The sequence below is a fragment of the Flavobacterium algoris genome (genome assembly GCF_048158525.1).
GTDB classification, from domain to species: domain Bacteria; phylum Bacteroidota; class Bacteroidia; order Flavobacteriales; family Flavobacteriaceae; genus Flavobacterium; species Flavobacterium algoris.
The window spans coordinates 21811-41585 of the sequence record NZ_JBLNKT010000025.1 but is presented as its reverse complement, the minus strand read 5'-3'; the positions used below and the strand labels follow the sequence as shown (position 1 = coordinate 41585).

Here is a 19775-nt window from a genome sequence, read left to right as displayed (position 1 = left end):
CAGGAATGAATTTATCTATACTCATACCGCTTCTTAACGAAGAGGAATCACTTAAGGAACTTTACACTTGGATCATTAAGGTGATGCAAGTGAATAATTACACCTATGAAATCATTTTTCTGGACGACGGAAGTACGGATGATTCTTGGGCTATTATTGAACAATTTGCAAATGAAAATCCTCATGTGAAAGGCGTTCGTTTCATGAAAAATTTCGGAAAATCACAAGCCTTACATGCTGGTTTTGCAAAAGCCAAAGGCGATGTCATCATCACCATGGATGCCGATTTACAAGACAGTCCAGAAGAAATTCCCGGATTATACGAAATGATTGTCAATGGCAAATTTGATTTGGTTTCCGGTTGGAAAAAGAAACGTTACGATTCTGTGGTTGCCAAAAATTTACCTTCAAAATTATTCAATTGGGCAGCCAGAAAAACATCGGGAGTTGAATTGAATGATTTTAATTGCGGATTGAAAGCCTACAAAAATGTTGTGGTGAAAAATATTGAAGTTTCGGGTGAAATGCACCGATACATTCCAGTTTTGGCAAAAAATGCCGGTTTTGGCAAAATTGGCGAAAAAGTAGTACAACATCAAGCTCGAAAATATGGTGAAACTAAATTTGGAATGGAACGTTTCATCAATGGTTTCTTAGATTTAATTACCATTTGGTTTCTTTCCCGTTTTGGAAAAAGACCAATGCACTTATTCGGCGCCATGGGCTCTTTAATGTTTATAATTGGTTTTTTATTGGCGGGTTATATTGGTGTTTCAAAACTGTACCATATGTATAATGGCATGACCTATAATTTAGTAACCAGTAATCCTTGGTTCTATATTGCTTTAACAACCATGGTATTAGGTACCCAATTATTTTTGGCCGGATTTCTTGGCGAAATAATTTTGCGAACAAAAAACAATGAAGAGCGTTATAAAGTTTCAACTGAAGTTAATTTTTTATAATTTTTACTCAAAATTAAAAAAAACACGAATTTAATGTAAATTGTATTGTTTGATTTTGCAAATTGCATATCGGAAGAATTACTGAAATTTACGTGAACTATTTCTCATCAGGACACAAACTAGCCCTGATAGCAGCGACATCCTTTTCTTTTTTTAAGAAAAAGATATAGCGGATAGCAGGAATAGCTCCTAAAAAAATTAATTTAATTTACCGAAGCAACTATATTGAAATTTCAAACTAAGAATTTAGAACCTAAAAACATACAAAAATGGATATCAAACAAAACATTTTGGATGCAGTAAATGAATGGCTTACTCCAACATTTGACACAGCAACACAGGAAGCAATCAAAGAATTAATGACTACTTCACCAAAAGAACTGGAAGAAAGTTTTTATAAAAATCTTGAATTTGGAACTGGTGGAATGCGCGGTGTAATGGGTGTAGGAAACAATCGCATCAATAAATATACTCTTGGAAAAAGCACACAAGGTCTTTCGGATTATTTGCACACATCATTTCCTAACCAACCCATAAAAGCAGTTATTGCTTATGATTGTCGTCATAATAGTGATACACTAGCCAAATTGGTTGCAGATGTTTTCTCTGCCAATGGTATTCATGTATATTTGTTTTCTAGTTTGAGACCAACACCAGAATTGTCATTTGCACTTAAATATTTAGGTTGCCAATGCGGAATTGTTCTTACTGCTTCTCACAATCCACCGGAATATAATGGTTATAAAGTATACTGGGAAGATGGTGGACAAATTGTTCCGCCAGAAGACGAGGGAATCATCAATGTAATTGAAAATTTAAATTACGACCAAATCAAGTTTACTGCAAATGAAGATTTGATAGAATACATAGATACCGAAGTTGACGAAGCTTTTGTTAAATCAACTATCGAAAATGCCAGTTTCAATACTCCAGCTGAAGCCAAAGAAAATTTGAATATTGTTTTTACTTCTTTGCATGGTACATCAATTACACTTGTTCCAGATACTTTTGCACAAGCTGGTTATCCTAACGTGCATATTGTTGAAGAGCAAAGAGTTCCAAATGGTGATTTCCCAACAGTAAAATCTCCTAATCCTGAAGAGCCGGAAGCATTAGCAATGGCATTGGCATTGGCAGATAAAACAAATTCTGATATTGTAATTGGTACTGATCCAGATTGTGACCGATTGGGTGTTGCTGTTCGAAATAACGAAGGACAAATGACTTTGTTGAACGGAAATCAGACCATGATTTTGATGACCGCTTTTTTATTGGAAGAATGGAAAAAAGCAGGAAAAATCAACGGGAAACAATTTGTAGGTTCAACTATCGTTTCAACACCTATGATTATGGAATTGGCATCGGCTTATGGTGTACAATTTAAAGTGGGTTTGACCGGTTTTAAATGGATTGCCAAAATGATAAAAGATTTCCCTGAACTACAATTCATTGGTGGTGGTGAAGAAAGTTTTGGATATATGGTTGGCGATGCGGTTCGTGATAAAGATGCCGTAGCAGCAACTTTATTAATTTGCGAAGTTGCGGCTCAGGCCAAAGCCAAAGGAAGTACTGTTTATAAAGAATTATTAAAACTTTATGTAGCACATGGTTTTTACAAGGAACATTTGATTTCTATCACTAAAAAAGGAATGGAAGGCTTAGCCGAAATCAATCAGATGATGATTTCTTTACGTGAAAATCCTGTAAAAGAAATTAACGAACAAAGAGTAATCATGTTAGAAGATTACAAATCATCTGTTGCCAAAAACTTACTAACTGGCGAAGAAGAAATCATGGATATGCCAAAAGCAGATGTTTTGATTTATTATACTGAAGACGGATCAAAAATTTGCGCCAGACCTAGTGGAACTGAACCTAAAATAAAATTCTATATCAGCGTAAATACAGCATTGGATGCTGTTGAAAATTTCAATAAAGTGGAAGCTGTTTTAAATGAAAAAATAAAAAACATTATCGCTGCCATGCAATTGAATTAATTGAATGCAAATAAATTTTTCTGACAGACCCGACAGGCTTTAAAAATCCTGTCGGGTCTTAATGGTAAAAAACAACATAAATGATCAATTTTAAAAAAATATTCCCTTTTATAATTCCGTATAAAAAGTATGCATATCTAAACATATTTTTCAATGTTTTATACGCTCTTTTCAGCACGCTTTCTTTTGTATCACTAATTCCTATGATGCAGGTTTTATTTGACCAAACCAAAAGAAATACGGTGCTTCCAACTTACAAAGGAATTTGGGAACTTAAAAAATATGGCGAAGATTATCTAAGCTATTATATTACCAATACAACTGATTCTTTTGGTGTAGGCCATACCTTATCCATTATGGTTGCTGTGATTATTGTAATCTTCTTACTAAAAAATATTAGTGATTATATGGCCATGTTTTTCATCACCTTTTTAAGAAATGGTGTCTTGAGAGACATGCGAAATGCGATGTATAAAAAAACTATTGATTTACCGTTAGCCTTTTTTTCAGAGAAAAGAAAAGGAGATGTAATTGCCAGAATTTCAGCAGATGTAAATGAAGTCCAAACTTCTTTTCTTTCTATTTTGGAACTTATTGTAAAAGAACCGCTAACCATTATTTTTACCATTACCACCATGTTTACCATAAGTATGAAACTGACACTTTTTGTGTTTATTTTCATTCCGGTTTCGGGTTATGTGATTTCATTGATAGGAAAGCAACTGAAAAAAAAATCAACCAAAGCACAACAAGAACAAGGTATCTTTTTATCTACCATTGAAGAAACCTTAGGAGGATTAAAAGTAGTAAAAGGATACAATTCAGAGCGTTATTTCAATCGCATTTTTCAAGAATCGACGCAACGCTTTTTTACGCTATCCAATAGTATTGGCAATCGCCAAAATCTAGCTTCTCCTGCCAGTGAATTTATGGGAATTATGGTAATTGCTATTTTACTTTGGTATGGCGGACACATGGTTTTGATTGAAAAAACTTTGAACGGTGCATCGTTTATTGCTTATATGGGATTAGCGTATAACATTCTTACACCCGCAAAATCAATATCGAAAGCATCGTATGCTGTAAAAAGAGGAAATGCTGCTGCAGAACGCGTTTTGGAAATTCTGGACCAGGAAAACACTATTAAAAGCAAGGTAAATGCTATTAAGAAGGATTCGTTTGATACTAACATAGTTATTAAAGACATTAACTTTAAATACGAAGACGAGAATGTTTTAAAGCATTTTTCATTGGAAGTAAAAAAAGGACAAACTGTAGCATTAGTTGGTCAATCAGGAAGTGGAAAAAGTACCATTGCTAATTTATTAACTCGTTTTTATGACGTAAATAAAGGGACAATTTCTATTGACGGATTAGACATCAAGGACATGAATATCCATTCGCTGCGTGACTTAATGGGATTGGTTACTCAAGACAGCATTTTATTTAACGATACCATAAAAGCCAATATTTCACTTGGTAAACATGGCGCAACTGAAGATGAAATCATTGAAGCACTGAAAATTGCCAATGCATATGAATTTGTAAACGAGCTACCGTTAGGAATTCACACTAACATTGGCGACAGCGGAAACAAACTATCCGGTGGACAAAAACAACGTTTATCAATTGCGAGAGCCGTTTTGAAAAATCCTCCAATTATGATTCTGGATGAGGCAACTTCAGCATTAGATACTGAAAGCGAGAAATTTGTTCAAGTGGCTCTGGAAAACATGATGCAAAACCGAACTTCCATTGTTATTGCACACCGTCTTTCTACCATTCAAAAAGCAGATTTGATTGTAGTGATGCAAAAAGGAAAAATTGTGGAACAAGGCAACCATGAGGAACTAATTGCGTTAAATGGAACATATAACAAATTAGTAACCATGCAATCATTCGAATAGTGATTAAAGAATGGTACTTTTATGTTTAATGTGCGTAAAATCTTAAAGCTAAAAAATGTATCTTAATAACACAAACATAAAACTTCCAGAAGATCCAAATACTATTGTTTGGAAATACCTTGACTTGTCTAAGTTTCTTGACTTGTTAATGTCTCAAAAGCTATTTATGTCACGGTCTGATAAATTTGAAGATCAATATGAAGGTACTTTTAGCGAACCCACATTTGAAGAAATCAAAAAATTATCTATTAATAATCCTGATTTTCTTGATTTTTACAAAACGCATCGGGAAAGAGTGGCTATTAGCAGTTGGCATATAAATGAATATGAATCCTTTGCAATGTGGCAAATTTTCACGCAAAACAGCGAAGGATTGGCGATTCAATCCACGATTGGGAGATTACAAAATGCACTTCATCCTGAGGTTAATTTCAATCAATACATTGGAGAAGTAAATTATATAGACTACAAAAAGGAGTACATCCCTTTTGATGATATGTTCTTTCCTTTTTTATTCAAAAGAAAGAGTTTTCAATACGAACGTGAAGTACGTATCATTTCGGATGTTTCTGACAATACCATTAAAATCAACGATGGACTTAAAATCAATGTTGATATCAACGAACTCATTGAAAAGATATACATTCATCCAAAATCTGAAAACTGGTATAAAAATCTCGTTATTCAATTGGTAAAACAATTAGGGTTCGATTTTACAATTGAAAAATCTGATTTAGAAAGTGATATTTTAATTTAGGTTTTAAACCGGTTTGTAACTAACGATTTTCCATTGTTTATTTGACAAATCAACATAGTTATAATGCACTACATCCATTTTATCAAATTGCCCATTTTTATTGGTATCTTCAACTGTTCTAAAATACAAACGGTTAGTAGATTCTATCAAATTCCAATCGATTAATTCTTGATAACTATCAGATAATTTAGTCAATTTATCTCCGCTAATTTCACTAAGATACAAAGCCTTAATATCACTCGTATCAAGTTTCCCATCTTTATTGGTGTCCATATCAACCATCGTGTAAACCATGATTTGATTTTTAGTTTTATCAGCAACTGATTTTAAATACGTTGCAGTTTGAATCAAAACAGGCTCATCTGTCAATGCTTTTATAGAATCTGAACCTATTTTTTGAAACTTTATGTTTTGTAAAAAACCAGTGATTTCATTTTCTCCATAATTAGATATGGTAAAACTCAAGTCATTCACACTGGAAGATCCGTATCTTGTTTTTATTCCTCTTTCACGAATACTTAAATCGCCTACGGGATGAATCAAATAATTAGTCCCTTCCATATGAATAGGCAAATCAGCAATTTCTATATCAGTAGAATCAATTTTGGCAATTTCTTTTTCTTTATTTGCACCACCGTAAATTACTTTTGGTTTTTCTGCGTCTTCTTTGCAGCTGGTTAAAAGTAGAACTGAAAGTCCTAATAATGCTATATGTAATTTTTTCATGATGATGTCTTATTAAAAAATAAATTCAAATGTAATCATTTTTAAAAATGCTCGTGGCATTCTGCAAATGATTTATGATTTAGAAATCTTTCTGTCCTTTATAAAAAACGTTTCTAATTCTTTTCTATTATAATTTCGCGCTCAATTTTATATTAAAAACCCTTGTGGTCATATAATTAGGAATGGCATATTGATTTTTTGAATACACATCCCGAACCCAAGTATTGGTAATCGCATTTTGATTGTCAAAAAGATTAAAAATTTCCAATCCTATAGCCAGCTCCTTGAAGCTTTTGAACCAACCGCTATTGCTATTTCCTGTACTATTATCTATAAGTACTTTAGAAAAACCAACATCCGCTCGACGATAATCCCTTAATCTATTTTGATACAAATAAGGATCTGCATACGAAGGCGAACCTCCTGGCAAACCTGTATTATAAACTAAATTCAGGTATATTTTTACACTTGGAATATTAGGCATGAAATCCTGAAACAAAAGCCCAAATTTCAATCTTTGGTCGGTAGGCCTTGCTATGTATCCTTTGTTATTGCTGTTTTCTTCCGTCTTCAAATATCCAAAACTAAACCACGATTCTGTTCCGGGAACAAATTCGCCATTTAAACGAACGTCCAGTCCTTGTGCATATCCTTTAGCATTATTATTAGCCGCATAACGTATGCGAACATTATCAATGGTATAGGTATTTACATCCGCCAATGATTTATAATACAATTCTGAAACCAGTTTAAAAGGACGATTCCACATTTTGAAACTGTAATCATTACTCAAAACTAAATGAATGGATTGTTGCGCCTTAACATTAGGTTGCACTATTCCATCAGCATCTCTAAGCTCTCTATAAAATGGCGGTTGGTGGTACAAACCTCCCGAAATCCTGAAAACCATATCCTTTTCCCAATTTGGTTTTATGGCAAATTGCGCTCTTGGACTAAAAGTAACTTGAGATTTACCCATTACATTATCTCCTGAAACTTCCCAGTTATGCATTCGCACTCCCGCATTATACCAAACTTCATTCGAGCCTAAATTCCCTTTACTACTCCATTGAGCATAACCTGAAAACCGGTTAATCGTATTAAAATTAGTGGCTCTCACATTCTGATAAGGTACTAAAGGTCCTGTGTAAGCAGTATATGGCTGATCATTTTTAGGCAAAATAACAATAGGTGGATTTATGGAAAACCCTGCCGAATCAATTACTTCCCACTCCACTATTTTATCCCGAATGGATTCTCGAGTGTATTTTACTCCCCATTCGAATTGATTTTCTTTCCAATCGTGGAATCCTTTTACTTCCGTATTGATAATTAGTGCATCTAAATCATTTCGTGCGTGATTAAGCTGTGAACCAATTCCTCTTGTAAAAGAAACATCGCCATACGTATCCGAACCGATATTGGCATCGACTTCACCCAAGCGATATTGCGCAAAAACATCAAAATGTTCCTGTTCTAAAGTATGAAAAACGGATCCGATAAATTTCAATGTAAAATTACTCGAAGCTTTAAAAGTTGTTTTTATTGCTCCAAAATAAGTATCATACTTATCTTTTTCCTGACCTTCATAATAAATTGAAAGTGCCATAGGATTATCAATAGTTCCAAAATTAGTTTGGCGTGTCAATGGCTGATATTGGTATTTATTTTGAGAAATGTTTCCTAAAAAACTCCATTGCCATTTGGCCGATGCCTGATAATTAATATTCGTTTGAATATCAGCAAATGTTGGTGTGAAATTCGTTTGTGTTTCCTGACTTTTCACCAAAAGACTATTGTTACGATACCGAACTCCCGTTACTGCAGACCATTTTTTATTCTTAGAAACGGCATCTATCGAAAGGCTTCCGCCAAGAAAACTCGCTTCAAGATTAGCGCCAAATTTTACTGGTTTTCTATAGGTAATATCCAACACTGAAGATAATTTATCTCCGAATTTCGCCTGAAAACCTCCAGCAGAAAAATCAATATTTTGAACCAAATCGGTATTGGTAAAACTCAATCCTTCTTGCTGCCCCGAGCGAATTAAAAAAGGCCTATAGACTTCTATTTCATTGACATAAACTAAATTTTCATCATAATTTCCACCACGAACAGCATATTGTGTACTGAGCTCATTATTAGAATTTACCCCTGGTAAAGTTTTCAGTATATTTTCGATACCAGCATTGGCTCCAGGAATTTTTCGAATCACTTCAGGTTCAATGGTGGTAATTCCCTGTACTCTCTTTTTGTTTTTTGCAATAACGACAACTTCGCCCATCTGTTCCTCATGGTCATTCATCACCAAATTGAATTCATAATCTTCATTAGATTTTAAAACAATCGAAACAGTAGTCTTTTTTAAAGAAACATGCGTAAAAACAACTACTAGTTTTTGATTTGCAGGAACAGCCAAATCAAAAAAACCATTTGTATTAGATTGCGTTGTTTTACCAAGACAGAAAACATTTACGTTATCTACGGGTTGGTTATTTTTATCAAGAATAATTCCTTCTATTCTCGCTGATTGGGCTGATGTAGCAAGTCCAACACAGAAACAAAAGAAAACAAGTAATAATTTATTAGTCCTCAAATGGTTTGGTTTTTATTTTTTTTGACTTCTAAAAAAATGAGTTTCAAAGATAGTCGAATTTCCTACATTATCAATCACAACCACTTTTAAATCATTGGCACCTTCGGCTACAATTCCGTCGTTGAATTTGTGAATTATTTTTTTAGTTTTATTGTCATATTCGAATAAAATCCAATTTCCATTCAAATAACCATTATACGATTTTATACCTGACAAACTATCATTTACAGTAAGTTGAATCGTCTTTTGATCACTCAACCATTTTCCTTCAATAGGCTTCGCTATAGCAATTTTAGGAGCTATAGTGTCCATAATCAATGCATATTTCCCTAAGGTTTTCACTTTTGTATTAAAAACATTCTCTTTCTTATAGGTAGGATTGTAAGTTACTTTTTGACCTTCGATTAAACCTATAAATATTTTTTCTCTTTGAACTTCCGTATATTTATTGTCTTCTATAGAAATCGTAAAATTAGTATGCGCTGGAACAGTATCGTCATGAAGAAATAACGTGTCTTTTTTTACATCAAAATTCATATCAAAATCCTCATAAAAAGTTCCTGCAGGAAAGAAAACCGACATATTATCTTTGGCAAAATTACTGTCTTTGTTTGCTTTTACAAAATAGTTAGATACTATGGGTTCCTTCTCAATAATGGTAGACAATAAATCATATTGTATTGGAATAGAAACAGTGCTTTTATTGCCATTAAAATCCGAAACTTCAACACGATAAACCAAGGATAAATTCGGTGTTACAGTAACAGCTCCGTTATTTTCATCAGACTGAATAATGCTTAATCTGTATTTGTTTTTCATAAATAATTTCTGAACTCTTTGTTGTGTTTTCTTATATTTTGAATAATCGATAAGTGCATTTACATAACGCATTTCATCAAAAGAATATGTGTCGAATTGATACCCAAAAGTTGGTTTTCCATTAGAAAAAGATTGTACTTTGAAAACGCCGTTTTTATTAAAGGAAACATCATCGTAATCAAATGTGTTAATACCAAATCCTATTTTTCCATTGGCAATAACCTTTTCAGATAAATAAGTACCATCTTTTTGCAATGACAAATTAAGTAATAAGGGACGCTTGGAATGATTCACCGAAGTTTTTGTTTCTAATGGATATACATAAATGCCTGAAATGGTAGGCTTTTTGGTATCCTTAAGCATTTTATCAAATCCGAAAAACATAGGATTAATAATTTTTTCTGTTTTCGTATCTCGAATTTCAAAATGTAAATGTGGTCCCTCCGAACCTCCAGTGTTTCCAGAAAAGGCGATTATTTGACCTTTTTTAACGATCAATTCATCTGATTTTGGAAACAACTCTATTTCAAAAGATTTTAAGGCATAATGAGATTTTTTAATATACTCTTCAATAAGTCCATTTGCTATTTGTAAATGGCCATATACGGAAGTATATCCGTTAGGATGTGTTATATAAATAGCCTTTCCATTACCAAAAGTAGAAATTTTTATTCTTGATATATACCCGTCAGCAACAGCGTAAACTTTCAATCCTTCTTTCTGCAATGTTTTTAAATCAAATCCAGCATGAAAATGATTGGGTCTTAATTCTCCGAAATTTCCTGAAAGTTGCATTGGGATATCAAGTGGAGAGCTGAAATAATCTTTAGGATATTCGACCTGAGCAAAAAGAGAAGTGCAAAAAAATATAAGAAATATAAAAATTTTCATGAGTTTCATTTTTGCTAAGATAAAAAAAAGTAGTTAATAAAAAATTCATAAAAGAAATCAAATCACAACGTATTGAATTACATATAATTGATTTTTTTAACGTAAAAAAATCAATAAAATATTGTAATAATAAAAAGGAATACTAACTTTGTAAGATTAAGTAATGAATTAGAATTAATAATGAGTGTAATTGCAGAAATAATTGATACTCTTGAAAATAAGATTGAAAAACTTTTTATTAAATTAAAGAGTTTGGAGAAAATCAATCAAGATTTAAAGGTTGAATTAACAAAATCTGCACAAACCATACAAACTCAACATCAAGAGATTGAAGCGCTAAAAACGCAATATGAAACCCTCAAAATTGCTAATACATTATTAGGCAGTGACGATAATAAAAGAGATACAAAGCTTAAAATAAATTCATTAATTCGCGAAATTGATTACTGTATAGCACAACTATCAGATTAATAAAAGATATGGACGATAAGCTTAAAATTAAAATATCAATCGCAGACAGAGTTTACCCGTTAACGGTAGAACTGCTTCAGGAAGAAGGACTTAGAAGCGCCTCAAAGAAAATTGATGTGATGATAAAGCAATTTGAAGAAAATTATGCTGTTCGTGACAAGCAAGATGTTTTAGCCATGTGCGCTTTACAATTTGCTTCTCAAGTAGAACAAAAACAAATTGATAATGCGATTGATGGTGAAGCGACCATTGAAAGATTAAAAAAAATCAATGCGGTTTTAGATCAATATCTCGATAATTAAACGTTCTTTACATAGACTAAGATACTGCCTACATTAGTTCATATTTGGTAAACTCAACACTAACAATTTAGAATGAGCAAATCATCACTACTAAAGCATGCCACGCTCCGGCGAGGAAACTTGAACAGTGAGTTAGCTCAAAACTTGTCTTTCCGAGTTTATTCAAGCAACCTAATGTAGGCTTTTTTATATATAAATTTTAACAAACATGGACAACATATTAACGATCATTATTACTGGTTTTATAGGTATTGCAGGGGGGTTTGGAGTAGCCAAACTAATAGAAAAAAGCAATATTTCTAACTTAATTAAAAACGCAAAAAAGGAAGCCGCATCGATTCTAAAAGATGCTAATCTTGAAGCTGAGAACATAAAAAAAGATAAAATTCTTCAAGCTAAAGAAAAATTCATCGAATTAAAATCAGAGCATGAGCAAGTAATCCTTTCCCGTGACAAAAAAGTAGCAGAAATTGAAAAAAGAGTTCGTGACAAAGAATCTCAAATTTCTAATGAATTGTCTAAAGCAAAAAAAGTTAATGATGATTTTGAATCAAAAACTTTAGAATATACCACTAAAATAGAAGTTTTAGATAAAAGACAAGCTGAAGTAGATAAATTACACAAAAGCCAATTGCAACAATTGGAAGTAATCTCTGGTTTATCAGCTGAGGAAGCTAAAAATCAATTGGTAGAAGGATTAAAAGCTGAAGCTAAAAGCAAAGCAATGTCTCATATACAAGACACGATTGAAGAAGCTAAATTGACAGCTCAACAAGAAGCAAAGAAAATTATCATCAACACGATTCAAAGAGTTGGGACAGAAGAAGCAGTAGAAAACTGTGTATCTGTTTTCAATATTGAATCCGATGATGTAAAAGGTAGAATCATTGGTCGTGAAGGTAGAAATATTCGTGCCCTAGAAGCTGCAACCGGAGTTGAAATCATTGTAGACGACACACCGGAAGCTATTATTCTTTCTTGTTTTGATCCTGTACGCAGAGAAATCGCACGTTTGGCATTACACAAACTGGTAACTGACGGAAGAATTCACCCTGCACGTATTGAAGAGGTTGTTGCTAAAACAGCAAAACAAATTGATGATGAAATTATAGAAGTTGGTAAACGCACGGTTATTGATTTAGGAATTCATGGATTACATCCTGAATTGATTAAAGTTGTGGGACGAATGAAATACCGTTCTTCTTATGGACAAAATTTACTGCAACACTCCCGCGAAGTTTCTAAGCTTTGTGGAATCATGGCGGCTGAACTTGGTTTAAATGTTAAACTGGCTAAAAGAGCAGGTTTATTACACGATATTGGTAAAGTTCCAGATGCAGAAAGTGATTTACCTCACGCTTTATTAGGAATGCAATGGGCTGAAAAATACGGTGAAAAAGAAGAGGTTTGTAACGCCATTGGAGCGCACCATGATGAGATAGAAATGAAATCATTGTTATCACCGATTATTCAGGTTTGTGATGCTATTTCAGGTGCAAGACCGGGTGCGAGAAGACAAGTACTAGATTCTTACATCCAACGTTTAAAAGATTTAGAAGAAGTAGCCTACGGTTTTAGCGGTGTAAAAAATGCTTATGCTATTCAAGCCGGTAGAGAACTTCGTGTTATTGTAGAAAGCGAAAAAGTTTCTGATGAAAATGCAGCAAATTTATCTTTTGAAATATCACAAAAAATTCAAACAGAAATGACTTATCCTGGTCAAGTTAAAGTAACTGTAATCAGAGAGACAAGAGCAGTGAATATTGCGAAATAATCCTCCTCTAACCCCTCTCTGAGGGGAGTAAAAACGTATAAAATAGTAAGACTTATTGATTAAAAATCGATAAGTCTTTTTTTTAATCTCTAACTGAATTCTTCCTTGGATGAAAAGTGTTAATTACTTCTGTCAAAAACTTTCGATCAAGATGGACATAAATCTCTGTTGTAGTTATCGATTCATGTCCCAGCATTAATTGAATGGAACGTAAATCGGCTCCATTTTCCAGAAGATGTGTAGCAAAAGAATGTCGCAAGGTATGCGGACTGATATTTTTATTTAAATCTATTTTAGTGGCTAAATCTTTAATAATCGTAAAAATCATGGCTCGTGTCAATTGATTACCTCTTCGATTTAAGAACAACGTATCTTCAAATCCTTTCTTTATGTTCAAATGGATTCGCATCGTATTTTTATAAATTTGAATGTATTTTTGAGTTAAATTTCCAATAGGCACAAACCGTTGCTTATTCCCTTTTCCTGTGATTTTGACAAAACCTTCGTCAAAAAACAAATCAGAAATTTTCAAAGCTGTCAATTCAGAAACTCGCAATCCACAACCATAAAGGGTTTCAAGCATGGCACGATTGCGTTCCCCTTCATTAGTGGTTAAATCAATAGCCGAAATAAGAGTATCAATTTCAGTAACAGATAAAGTATCCGGAAGTTTTCGGCCCGTTTTCGGCGTTTCAATCAATTCTAAAGGATTGCTATCCCGAAAGTCTTCAAATATTAAATAACCGAAAAAACTTTTAAGTCCCGAAATGATTCTGGCTTGTGAGCGTGGATTAACTTGTTTTGAAACATCATAAATAAACTGCTGAATGGTTTCATCATCAATATATATTGGAGAAATAACGATTCCATTATTTTCCAGAAAAAGACACAAACGTTCTATATCGAAAGAATAATTTTCAATAGTATTCTTTGACAAACCCCGTTCAATTCTTAAATAAGACTGATAGCTTTTTATATAGGTATTCCAATTCATATCCCAAAGTAAAGCATTTTTTTGACATAAAAAACCTCCCAATTGGGAGGTTTCTGATATTGTAATTTTAAAATATTAGAAGTGTAATACAAACCCAATTAACCCTTGAAAAGCATTATCAGCTTTGTTATTGTCAAGGGTCGCATTATAACGAATTGCAGGCTCAATTGAAACATTGTCTCCAATAAATAAAGCATACCCCCCTTGAAAACCAATCCAGTTGGCATTATTTCCGCTTCCTGAAGTACCAGTAAAATCAATACCTACCGGAAACTGACTTACGATGTAATACTTAACTCCTATTTTATAACTAAAAGGATTATAACCATCACCATCGTCTGAGTAACCTAAACCTGCTTTTATTGCTAAATCTTTTATAACAAAATATCCTCCTTCTAAACCAACTGACCAAGCGGTGTTTCCTCCATTAACAGATAGTAAGGAAAACGAAGTATTTCCGGTAGCCCATGAACCAGTATTAGCTTCAATTAACCATTTTCCTTCTGCAGTTTGACCACCACCATTACTCATTTTTTTGTCTTGAGCACTCACAAATCCAAATGCGAATACCATCACTACTGATAAAATAATTTTTTTCATGATTTATCATTTAAAATTTATATACCCAAAGTTAGAAAAATCAACAATCGCATCAGATTTTACGCCAAAAAACTCGTTGATTGCTAAATTAATCCGTTTAAAAACAACAAAATAAGATTTAACTCATTGATTTTTAATTAATTACAAACTAGCCGATACTTATTAAAAACTTAAAAACACCTTCTCTTGAATCAAAAACTAAGTAAATATTATAAGTAATAAACATAAAAGTGTAATATTTCTTTACTTTAAGAGTTTTACTTTGTAGATTCAAATTATGGACAATAATTAAATATCAATATTATGAAAAAGACAATCTTAGTTACCGTTTTACTTCTAGCTATTTCAAGTAATATGCAAGCTCAATTAGTTAAGTTTGGAATAAAAGCTGGTTTAAATTATGCAAATCAAACTGGGTCAGATATCACAATTAACAATTCTAATTATAGCACTTCAGCTATTACGAGTTATCATGCCGGTTTAATCGCAGAAATTAAAATTATAGATAGTTTCTCTATACAACCTGAATTACTCTATTCTACACAAGGAGCGACTTACAAAAATGCTGTTACAGAGTTTAAAAATGAATTAGGTTATTTATCAATCCCCGTTTTAGCAAAAATCAATTTGAATAAAGTTGTGAGTATTGAACTAGGACCACAAGCTTCCTTTTTATTGAGCGAAAGGAATAATTTTGATGTAAAAGATGCAAATACTTTCGATTTTGCAGTTGTTGGCGGTTTAGGTCTAAATATTACTAACCATTTATTCATACAAGGACGTTATGGTTTAGGATTAACAGATGCTTCAAAAGATGCACAAGTTAAAAATTCTGTTGTTCAAGTTTCGGCAGGTATTAAGTTCTAAGAAATTAAAATAAATTATTCAAAACCGTTCCATAAATTGGAACGGTTTTTTTATTTTTACCAAAATAACATTTATGAAAATAAGTATCATCAACGGACCAAATCTTAATCTTCTTGGGAAACGTGAGCCAGAAGTTTACGGCAGCCTAACTTTCGAAGAGTATTTTACTACTTTACAAATAAAATTTCCTGCAATAGAATTCACCTATTATCAAAGTAACATTGAAGGTGAATTAATTGATAAAATTCAGGAATTTGGTTTTTCTTATGATGGCATAATTTTAAATGCCGGAGCTTACACCCATACTTCTATAGGAATTGGAGATGCCATAAAAGCGATTACGACTCCAGTAATTGAGGTACATATTTCGAACACATTTTCTCGCGAAAGTTTCCGTCATCAATCGTATATTTCTGGTAATGCAAAAGGAGTTATATTAGGCTTTGGATTAAAAAGTTATGAATTAGCAGTACAGTCTTTTTTGTAGTTTAAAAGAATAATCAAACAATATATTATAAACAAAAGGCACAAAAAATTTGCGCTTTTTGTCTATTGTCAAATTCATGAATTTGGTTCCACATGAATCAAAACGTGGCCTAATTCAGGAATTTCTTGTCTTAAAGTATCTTTTAGTTTATGGGCTAAATCATGTCCTTCTCTTACTGAAATGTTAGCATCTACTATGGCATGAAGATCAACATGATATTGCATTCCTGCTTTGCGAATGAAACATTTTTCAGTATCAATAATTCCCTCGACTTGAAACGAAACCTTTCTAATTTCATCAACTAAATCATCGTTCAGATGCTCGTCCATGATTTCTCCAAGTGCGGGTCTGAAAATAAGATAGCTGTTATACAATATAAAACCAGAAGCAAAAAGTGCTGCCCAATCATCGGCTGATTCATATCCTTTTCCTAAAATTAATGCAATAGAGATTCCTAAAAATGCCGCTACCGATGTTATGGCATCACTTCTATGGTGCCAGGCATCGGCACGTAATGAAGAACTATTCGTTTCTTTACTACGTTTCATCACTATACGAAACGAATACTCTTTCCAAATAATTATGGCACCAAGAACATAAAGCGTCCAAGATTCAGGCAATTCATGGGGTGTCCCAATATTATCAATACTTTCATATGCTATAATAGTTGCTGATGTTATCAAAAACCCTACAACCAAAAAAGTTATTAATGGTTCTGCACGACCATGTCCGTAGGGATGATTTTCATCTGCTGGTTTATTAGAATATTTGATTCCGAACAAAACTAAAAAAGAGGAAAAAATATCGGTGGTAGATTCTATTGCATCAGCCACTAAGGCATACGAATTACCAAAAAAACCTGCCAAGCCTTTTATAATTGCTAAACAAATGTTTCCTACTATACTAAAATATGTAGCCTTAATTGCTGTCTGTTCTTTTGACATTGTATTGTGTAATAATGAAATTAAAAATCGTTTAAAAATTCCTTTTTAAAATCTGAATTTACATATTCAAAAAGGAATCCTTAAACGATTATTTTTAATAATTAGAAATTTATGCTCGAATAATATTAGCTCCAATCGCTCTTAAGCGTTCGTCTATTCGCTCATAACCTCTATCAATTTGTTCTATATTTTGAATGGTACTTGTTCCTTTAGCTGAAAGGGCAGCAATCAATAAGGAGATTCCAGCGCGAATATCTGGTGAAGACATCGTTGTTGCTTTCAATTGTGATTTAAAATCATGACCCATAACTACCGCTCTATGCGGGTCACATAACATAATTTTTGCTCCCATATCGATTAATTTATCTACAAAAAACAATCGGCTTTCAAACATTTTTTGATGAATCAATACATCTCCTCTTGCTTGTGTTGCAACTACTAAAACAATACTCAATAAATCAGGTGTAAATCCTGGCCAAGGCGCATCAGCAATAGTAAGAATAGAACCATCGATATCCGTTTTCACTTCATACCCTTCTTCATGAGCAGGAATATAAATATCATCTCCTCTTCGTTCCAATGTGATTCCTAATTTTCTAAAAGTATTTGGAATAACCCCAAGATTGTCCCAACTTACATCTTTAATTGTAATTTCACTTCTAGTCATGGCTGCCAATCCAATCCATGAACCAATTTCAATCATATCCGGAAGAATTCTATGCTCACAACCGCCAAGGCTTTTAACGCCTTCGATAGTTAATAAATTAGACCCAACACCAGTGATATTTGCCCCCATGGAGTTCAACATTTTACAAAGTTGTTGCAAATAAGGCTCACATGCTGCGTTATAAACTGTAGTTTTTCCTTTTGCCAAAACTGCAGCCATAACAATATTTGCAGTTCCGGTGACGGAAGCTTCATCAAGTAACATATCAGTTCCCGTTAATCCTTTTGGAGCTTCAACACCATAAAAATGATCTTCTCTATTGTAACGGAATTTAGCACCCAGATTAATAAAACCTTCAAAGTGTGTATCTAATCTTCTACGGCCTATTTTATCTCCACCTGGCTTTGGAATATATCCTCTCCCAAAACGAGCCAATAATGGTCCAACAATCATAATGGAACCACGAAGTGAACCTCCTTCTTGTTTGAATGCTTCTGTTTCTAGATACTGTACATTAACATCATCTGCTTGAAAAGTATAAGAATCGGATGCGTTTTTCTGGATTTTAACTCCTAAATTTCCTAAAAGTGTAATTAGCTTATTGATATCAATAATATCAGGAATATTATTAATTGTAACTTTTTCAGGAGTCAAAAGAACTGCACACAAAATTTGTAATGCTTCATTTTTAGCTCCTTGTGGCGTGATTTCTCCTTTTAGACGAATGCCACCTTCTATTTTGAAAATTCCCATATTCTTTTTTTAAGGTTTAAGTTTCTAAGTTTCTAAGGTTCTAAGGTTATTCATAAGCTTTTCAACTTAGAACCTCAGTATCTTAGTGACTTAGCACCTCTTTTATTTTGGATTATTGTTTTTTACGAAAGGTTTTGGTTTACCCGTTTTTAAATTCTTATTGCTTAGAATTTTTGGTTGCCCAATAGGAGTGATTTTATTGGAAACTCGTTTATTAGTTCGCAATAAATCGGTAGTATTTAAAAGCTCTTCTGTACTTTGAAGTAAATTCAATTTACCATCGGATAATTCATATAAGTGTTCGAAAATAACATCATCCTTTACGGTATCTTTATTCCAACTCAAATAGGATTTTTTCATGTGATTGGCAATTACTTTTACCAATGCATTTTTCATTTCGCCATCTTCCCATTTATTAGCGACATCAATCATATATTTTATGTTGTTTCCATAATACCTGTATTTTGGAAAATTTTGCGGGTATTTTAAAACATCTGGTTTTAATTGCAAGACTTCACGAGATGGAATTGGATAGGGTGAATCAGCCACTAATTTAAAATCAGCCATGATAAAAATCTGATCCCATAATTTATGTTGAAAATCAGGAACATCTCGTAAGTGAGGATTCAAACTCCCCATCACCTGAATAATATATTTTGCTGCTTTGTTGCGCTCCACATCATCTTCAATCTTTGTAGCCTGATCAATCAATTTTTGCAAATGACGACCATATTCCGGAATAATTAAATGGGATCGCTCCGCATTATATTCCAAATGATGGACAGTATCGTTCGCGTTTTCTTTTATATATTTTGAATTCATATTCGAATGTATATTTTTTTGATCTTATATGCCACATTACCGAAGATTTAAATCATTCGAAATGTATCAAAAATTTATTTTATATTATAGGGAAATAATACCTTTAATCGTAGAAACTTCCTGGTATTTATCTACTATTTCTTGTGAATCTTTTACGGTAACGTCAACAGATATACTTGTAAATTTACCCGTTTTGGATTTTGTCGTTTTTATAACCGCTCCCATACAGTCAAAAGCCAACTCAACACGCTCTACATTATCATTTTCTGTTGGCACAATAAACTTAAATAAGTATTCTGCTGGCCATGTATTACTCATATCCAGCTCTACTTTTAATCTTTCGTAAAATTCTGCAGTCTCTTTTTCTTTATCGTTATCCATTTTCAATTTAAAAATAAGAGCAAATATACGGTTTCAAATGTAAATTTTGAATATT

The 19775-nt window shown here is 33.0% G+C and carries 18 protein-coding genes; 9 read left to right on the top strand and 9 right to left on the bottom strand.

Features of this window, described 5'->3' with window-relative positions; translation table 11 throughout:
- Positions 1–5 precede the first annotated feature (5 nt).
- The 4 genes from ACM55I_RS12550 to ACM55I_RS12535 all read left to right on the top strand — a co-directional run bounded on the left by ACM55I_RS12550 (position 6) and on the right by ACM55I_RS12535 (position 5626).
- Positions 6–965 (top strand): glycosyltransferase family 2 protein, encoded by a 960-nt coding sequence (locus ACM55I_RS12550; protein ID WP_039109116.1) that lies wholly within the window; start codon positions 6–8, stop codon positions 963–965.
- A gap of 269 nt (positions 966–1234) precedes the next feature.
- Positions 1235–2962, top strand: coding sequence for a phospho-sugar mutase (locus ACM55I_RS12545; RefSeq protein WP_416847149.1), 1728 nt, complete (start codon positions 1235–1237; stop codon positions 2960–2962).
- 80 nt (positions 2963–3042) lie between these two features.
- A complete protein-coding gene (locus tag ACM55I_RS12540) occupies positions 3043–4869 on the top strand; it encodes an ABC transporter ATP-binding protein (protein WP_416847148.1) in 1827 nt (608 codons plus the stop codon).
- 55 nt (positions 4870–4924) lie between these two features.
- Positions 4925–5626, top strand: a complete 702-nt coding sequence (locus tag ACM55I_RS12535) for a hypothetical protein (protein ID WP_416847147.1) — start codon at positions 4925–4927, stop codon at positions 5624–5626.
- 3 nt (positions 5627–5629) lie between these two features.
- Here ACM55I_RS12535 and ACM55I_RS12530 read toward each other — a convergent pair whose 3' ends face one another.
- From ACM55I_RS12530 to ACM55I_RS12520, 3 genes are all read right to left on the bottom strand, one after another.
- On the bottom strand, positions 5630–6352 hold the full coding sequence (locus ACM55I_RS12530; protein ID WP_416847145.1) for a hypothetical protein: 723 nt from the start codon (positions 6350–6352) through the stop codon (positions 5630–5632).
- Positions 6353–6479: 127 nt separating this feature from the next.
- Entirely contained in the window at positions 6480–8948 is a 2469-nt protein-coding gene (locus tag ACM55I_RS12525) for a TonB-dependent receptor (RefSeq protein ID WP_416847144.1), read from the bottom strand.
- A 12-nt stretch (positions 8949–8960) separates the two neighbouring features.
- Positions 8961–10658 (bottom strand): M23 family metallopeptidase, encoded by a 1698-nt coding sequence (locus tag ACM55I_RS12520; RefSeq protein WP_416847142.1) that lies wholly within the window; start codon positions 10656–10658, stop codon positions 8961–8963.
- A gap of 180 nt (positions 10659–10838) precedes the next feature.
- Here ACM55I_RS12520 and ACM55I_RS12515 point away from each other — a divergent pair, with 180 nt between their 5' ends.
- The 3 genes from ACM55I_RS12515 (at position 10839) to rny (ending at position 13205) form a co-directional block, all read left to right on the top strand.
- Positions 10839–11129 (top strand): hypothetical protein, encoded by a 291-nt coding sequence (locus ACM55I_RS12515; protein WP_416847141.1) that lies wholly within the window; start codon positions 10839–10841, stop codon positions 11127–11129.
- Between the two features lie 8 nt (positions 11130–11137).
- Positions 11138–11431 carry a cell division protein ZapA gene (locus ACM55I_RS12510; RefSeq protein WP_416847139.1) on the top strand — a complete coding sequence of 98 codons (294 nt, stop codon included), beginning with the start codon at positions 11138–11140 and terminating at the stop codon, positions 11429–11431.
- Between the two features lie 208 nt (positions 11432–11639).
- On the top strand, positions 11640–13205 hold the full coding sequence (rny, locus tag ACM55I_RS12505; RefSeq protein ID WP_416847137.1) for a ribonuclease Y: 1566 nt from the start codon (positions 11640–11642) through the stop codon (positions 13203–13205).
- An 82-nt stretch (positions 13206–13287) separates the two neighbouring features.
- Here the strand turns inward: rny and xerD are convergent, their stop codons facing one another.
- Positions 13288–14199 carry a site-specific tyrosine recombinase XerD gene (gene xerD / locus ACM55I_RS12500; protein ID WP_416847136.1) on the bottom strand — a complete coding sequence of 304 codons (912 nt, stop codon included), beginning with the start codon at positions 14197–14199 and terminating at the stop codon, positions 13288–13290.
- Between the two features lie 75 nt (positions 14200–14274).
- Complete coding sequence (locus ACM55I_RS12495; protein WP_416847135.1) at positions 14275–14799, bottom strand: hypothetical protein; 525 nt, start codon at positions 14797–14799, stop codon at positions 14275–14277.
- A 303-nt stretch (positions 14800–15102) separates the two neighbouring features.
- Between ACM55I_RS12495 and ACM55I_RS12490 the strand changes: the two genes are divergently transcribed.
- Positions 15103–15666 (top strand): porin family protein, encoded by a 564-nt coding sequence (locus tag ACM55I_RS12490; RefSeq protein ID WP_416847134.1) that lies wholly within the window; start codon positions 15103–15105, stop codon positions 15664–15666.
- 73 nt (positions 15667–15739) lie between these two features.
- Entirely contained in the window at positions 15740–16153 is a 414-nt protein-coding gene (gene aroQ, locus ACM55I_RS12485; RefSeq protein ID WP_039109103.1) for a type II 3-dehydroquinate dehydratase, read from the top strand.
- A 74-nt stretch (positions 16154–16227) separates the two neighbouring features.
- On the opposite strand, the gene ACM55I_RS12480 is transcribed toward aroQ, so the two are convergent.
- From ACM55I_RS12480 to ACM55I_RS12465, 4 genes are all read right to left on the bottom strand, one after another.
- Positions 16228–17097, bottom strand: a complete 870-nt coding sequence (locus ACM55I_RS12480) for a cation diffusion facilitator family transporter (RefSeq protein ID WP_416847132.1) — start codon at positions 17095–17097, stop codon at positions 16228–16230.
- 109 nt (positions 17098–17206) lie between these two features.
- Positions 17207–18517: a UDP-N-acetylglucosamine 1-carboxyvinyltransferase gene (murA, locus tag ACM55I_RS12475; RefSeq protein ID WP_416847131.1), complete on the bottom strand. Its 1311-nt coding sequence runs from the start codon at positions 18515–18517 to the stop codon at positions 17207–17209.
- A 102-nt stretch (positions 18518–18619) separates the two neighbouring features.
- A complete protein-coding gene (locus tag ACM55I_RS12470) occupies positions 18620–19339 on the bottom strand; it encodes a DUF4290 domain-containing protein (protein ID WP_416847130.1) in 720 nt (239 codons plus the stop codon).
- Between the two features lie 84 nt (positions 19340–19423).
- Positions 19424–19720: a DUF493 family protein gene (locus ACM55I_RS12465; protein ID WP_416847129.1), complete on the bottom strand. Its 297-nt coding sequence runs from the start codon at positions 19718–19720 to the stop codon at positions 19424–19426.
- Positions 19721–19775: the final 55 nt, after the last annotated feature.

Coding starts and splice junctions, on each gene's coding strand:
- ACM55I_RS12550 (WP_039109116.1), top strand. CDS start 6: ATGAATTTATCTATACTCATACCGCTTCTTAACGAAGAGGAATCACTT.
- ACM55I_RS12545 (WP_416847149.1), top strand. CDS start 1,235: ATGGATATCAAACAAAACATTTTGGATGCAGTAAATGAATGGCTTACT.
- ACM55I_RS12540 (WP_416847148.1), top strand. CDS start 3,043: ATGATCAATTTTAAAAAAATATTCCCTTTTATAATTCCGTATAAAAAG.
- ACM55I_RS12535 (WP_416847147.1), top strand. CDS start 4,925: ATGTATCTTAATAACACAAACATAAAACTTCCAGAAGATCCAAATACT.
- ACM55I_RS12530 (WP_416847145.1), bottom strand. CDS start 6,352: ATGAAAAAATTACATATAGCATTATTAGGACTTTCAGTTCTACTTTTA.
- ACM55I_RS12520 (WP_416847142.1), bottom strand. CDS start 10,658: ATGAAAATTTTTATATTTCTTATATTTTTTTGCACTTCTCTTTTTGCT.
- ACM55I_RS12515 (WP_416847141.1), top strand. CDS start 10,839: ATGAGTGTAATTGCAGAAATAATTGATACTCTTGAAAATAAGATTGAA.
- ACM55I_RS12510 (WP_416847139.1), top strand. CDS start 11,138: ATGGACGATAAGCTTAAAATTAAAATATCAATCGCAGACAGAGTTTAC.
- rny (WP_416847137.1), top strand. CDS start 11,640: ATGGACAACATATTAACGATCATTATTACTGGTTTTATAGGTATTGCA.
- xerD (WP_416847136.1), bottom strand. CDS start 14,199: ATGAATTGGAATACCTATATAAAAAGCTATCAGTCTTATTTAAGAATT.
- ACM55I_RS12495 (WP_416847135.1), bottom strand. CDS start 14,799: ATGAAAAAAATTATTTTATCAGTAGTGATGGTATTCGCATTTGGATTT.
- ACM55I_RS12490 (WP_416847134.1), top strand. CDS start 15,103: ATGAAAAAGACAATCTTAGTTACCGTTTTACTTCTAGCTATTTCAAGT.
- aroQ (WP_039109103.1), top strand. CDS start 15,740: ATGAAAATAAGTATCATCAACGGACCAAATCTTAATCTTCTTGGGAAA.
- ACM55I_RS12480 (WP_416847132.1), bottom strand. CDS start 17,097: ATGTCAAAAGAACAGACAGCAATTAAGGCTACATATTTTAGTATAGTA.
- murA (WP_416847131.1), bottom strand. CDS start 18,517: ATGGGAATTTTCAAAATAGAAGGTGGCATTCGTCTAAAAGGAGAAATC.
- ACM55I_RS12470 (WP_416847130.1), bottom strand. CDS start 19,339: ATGAATTCAAAATATATAAAAGAAAACGCGAACGATACTGTCCATCAT.
- ACM55I_RS12465 (WP_416847129.1), bottom strand. CDS start 19,720: ATGGATAACGATAAAGAAAAAGAGACTGCAGAATTTTACGAAAGATTA.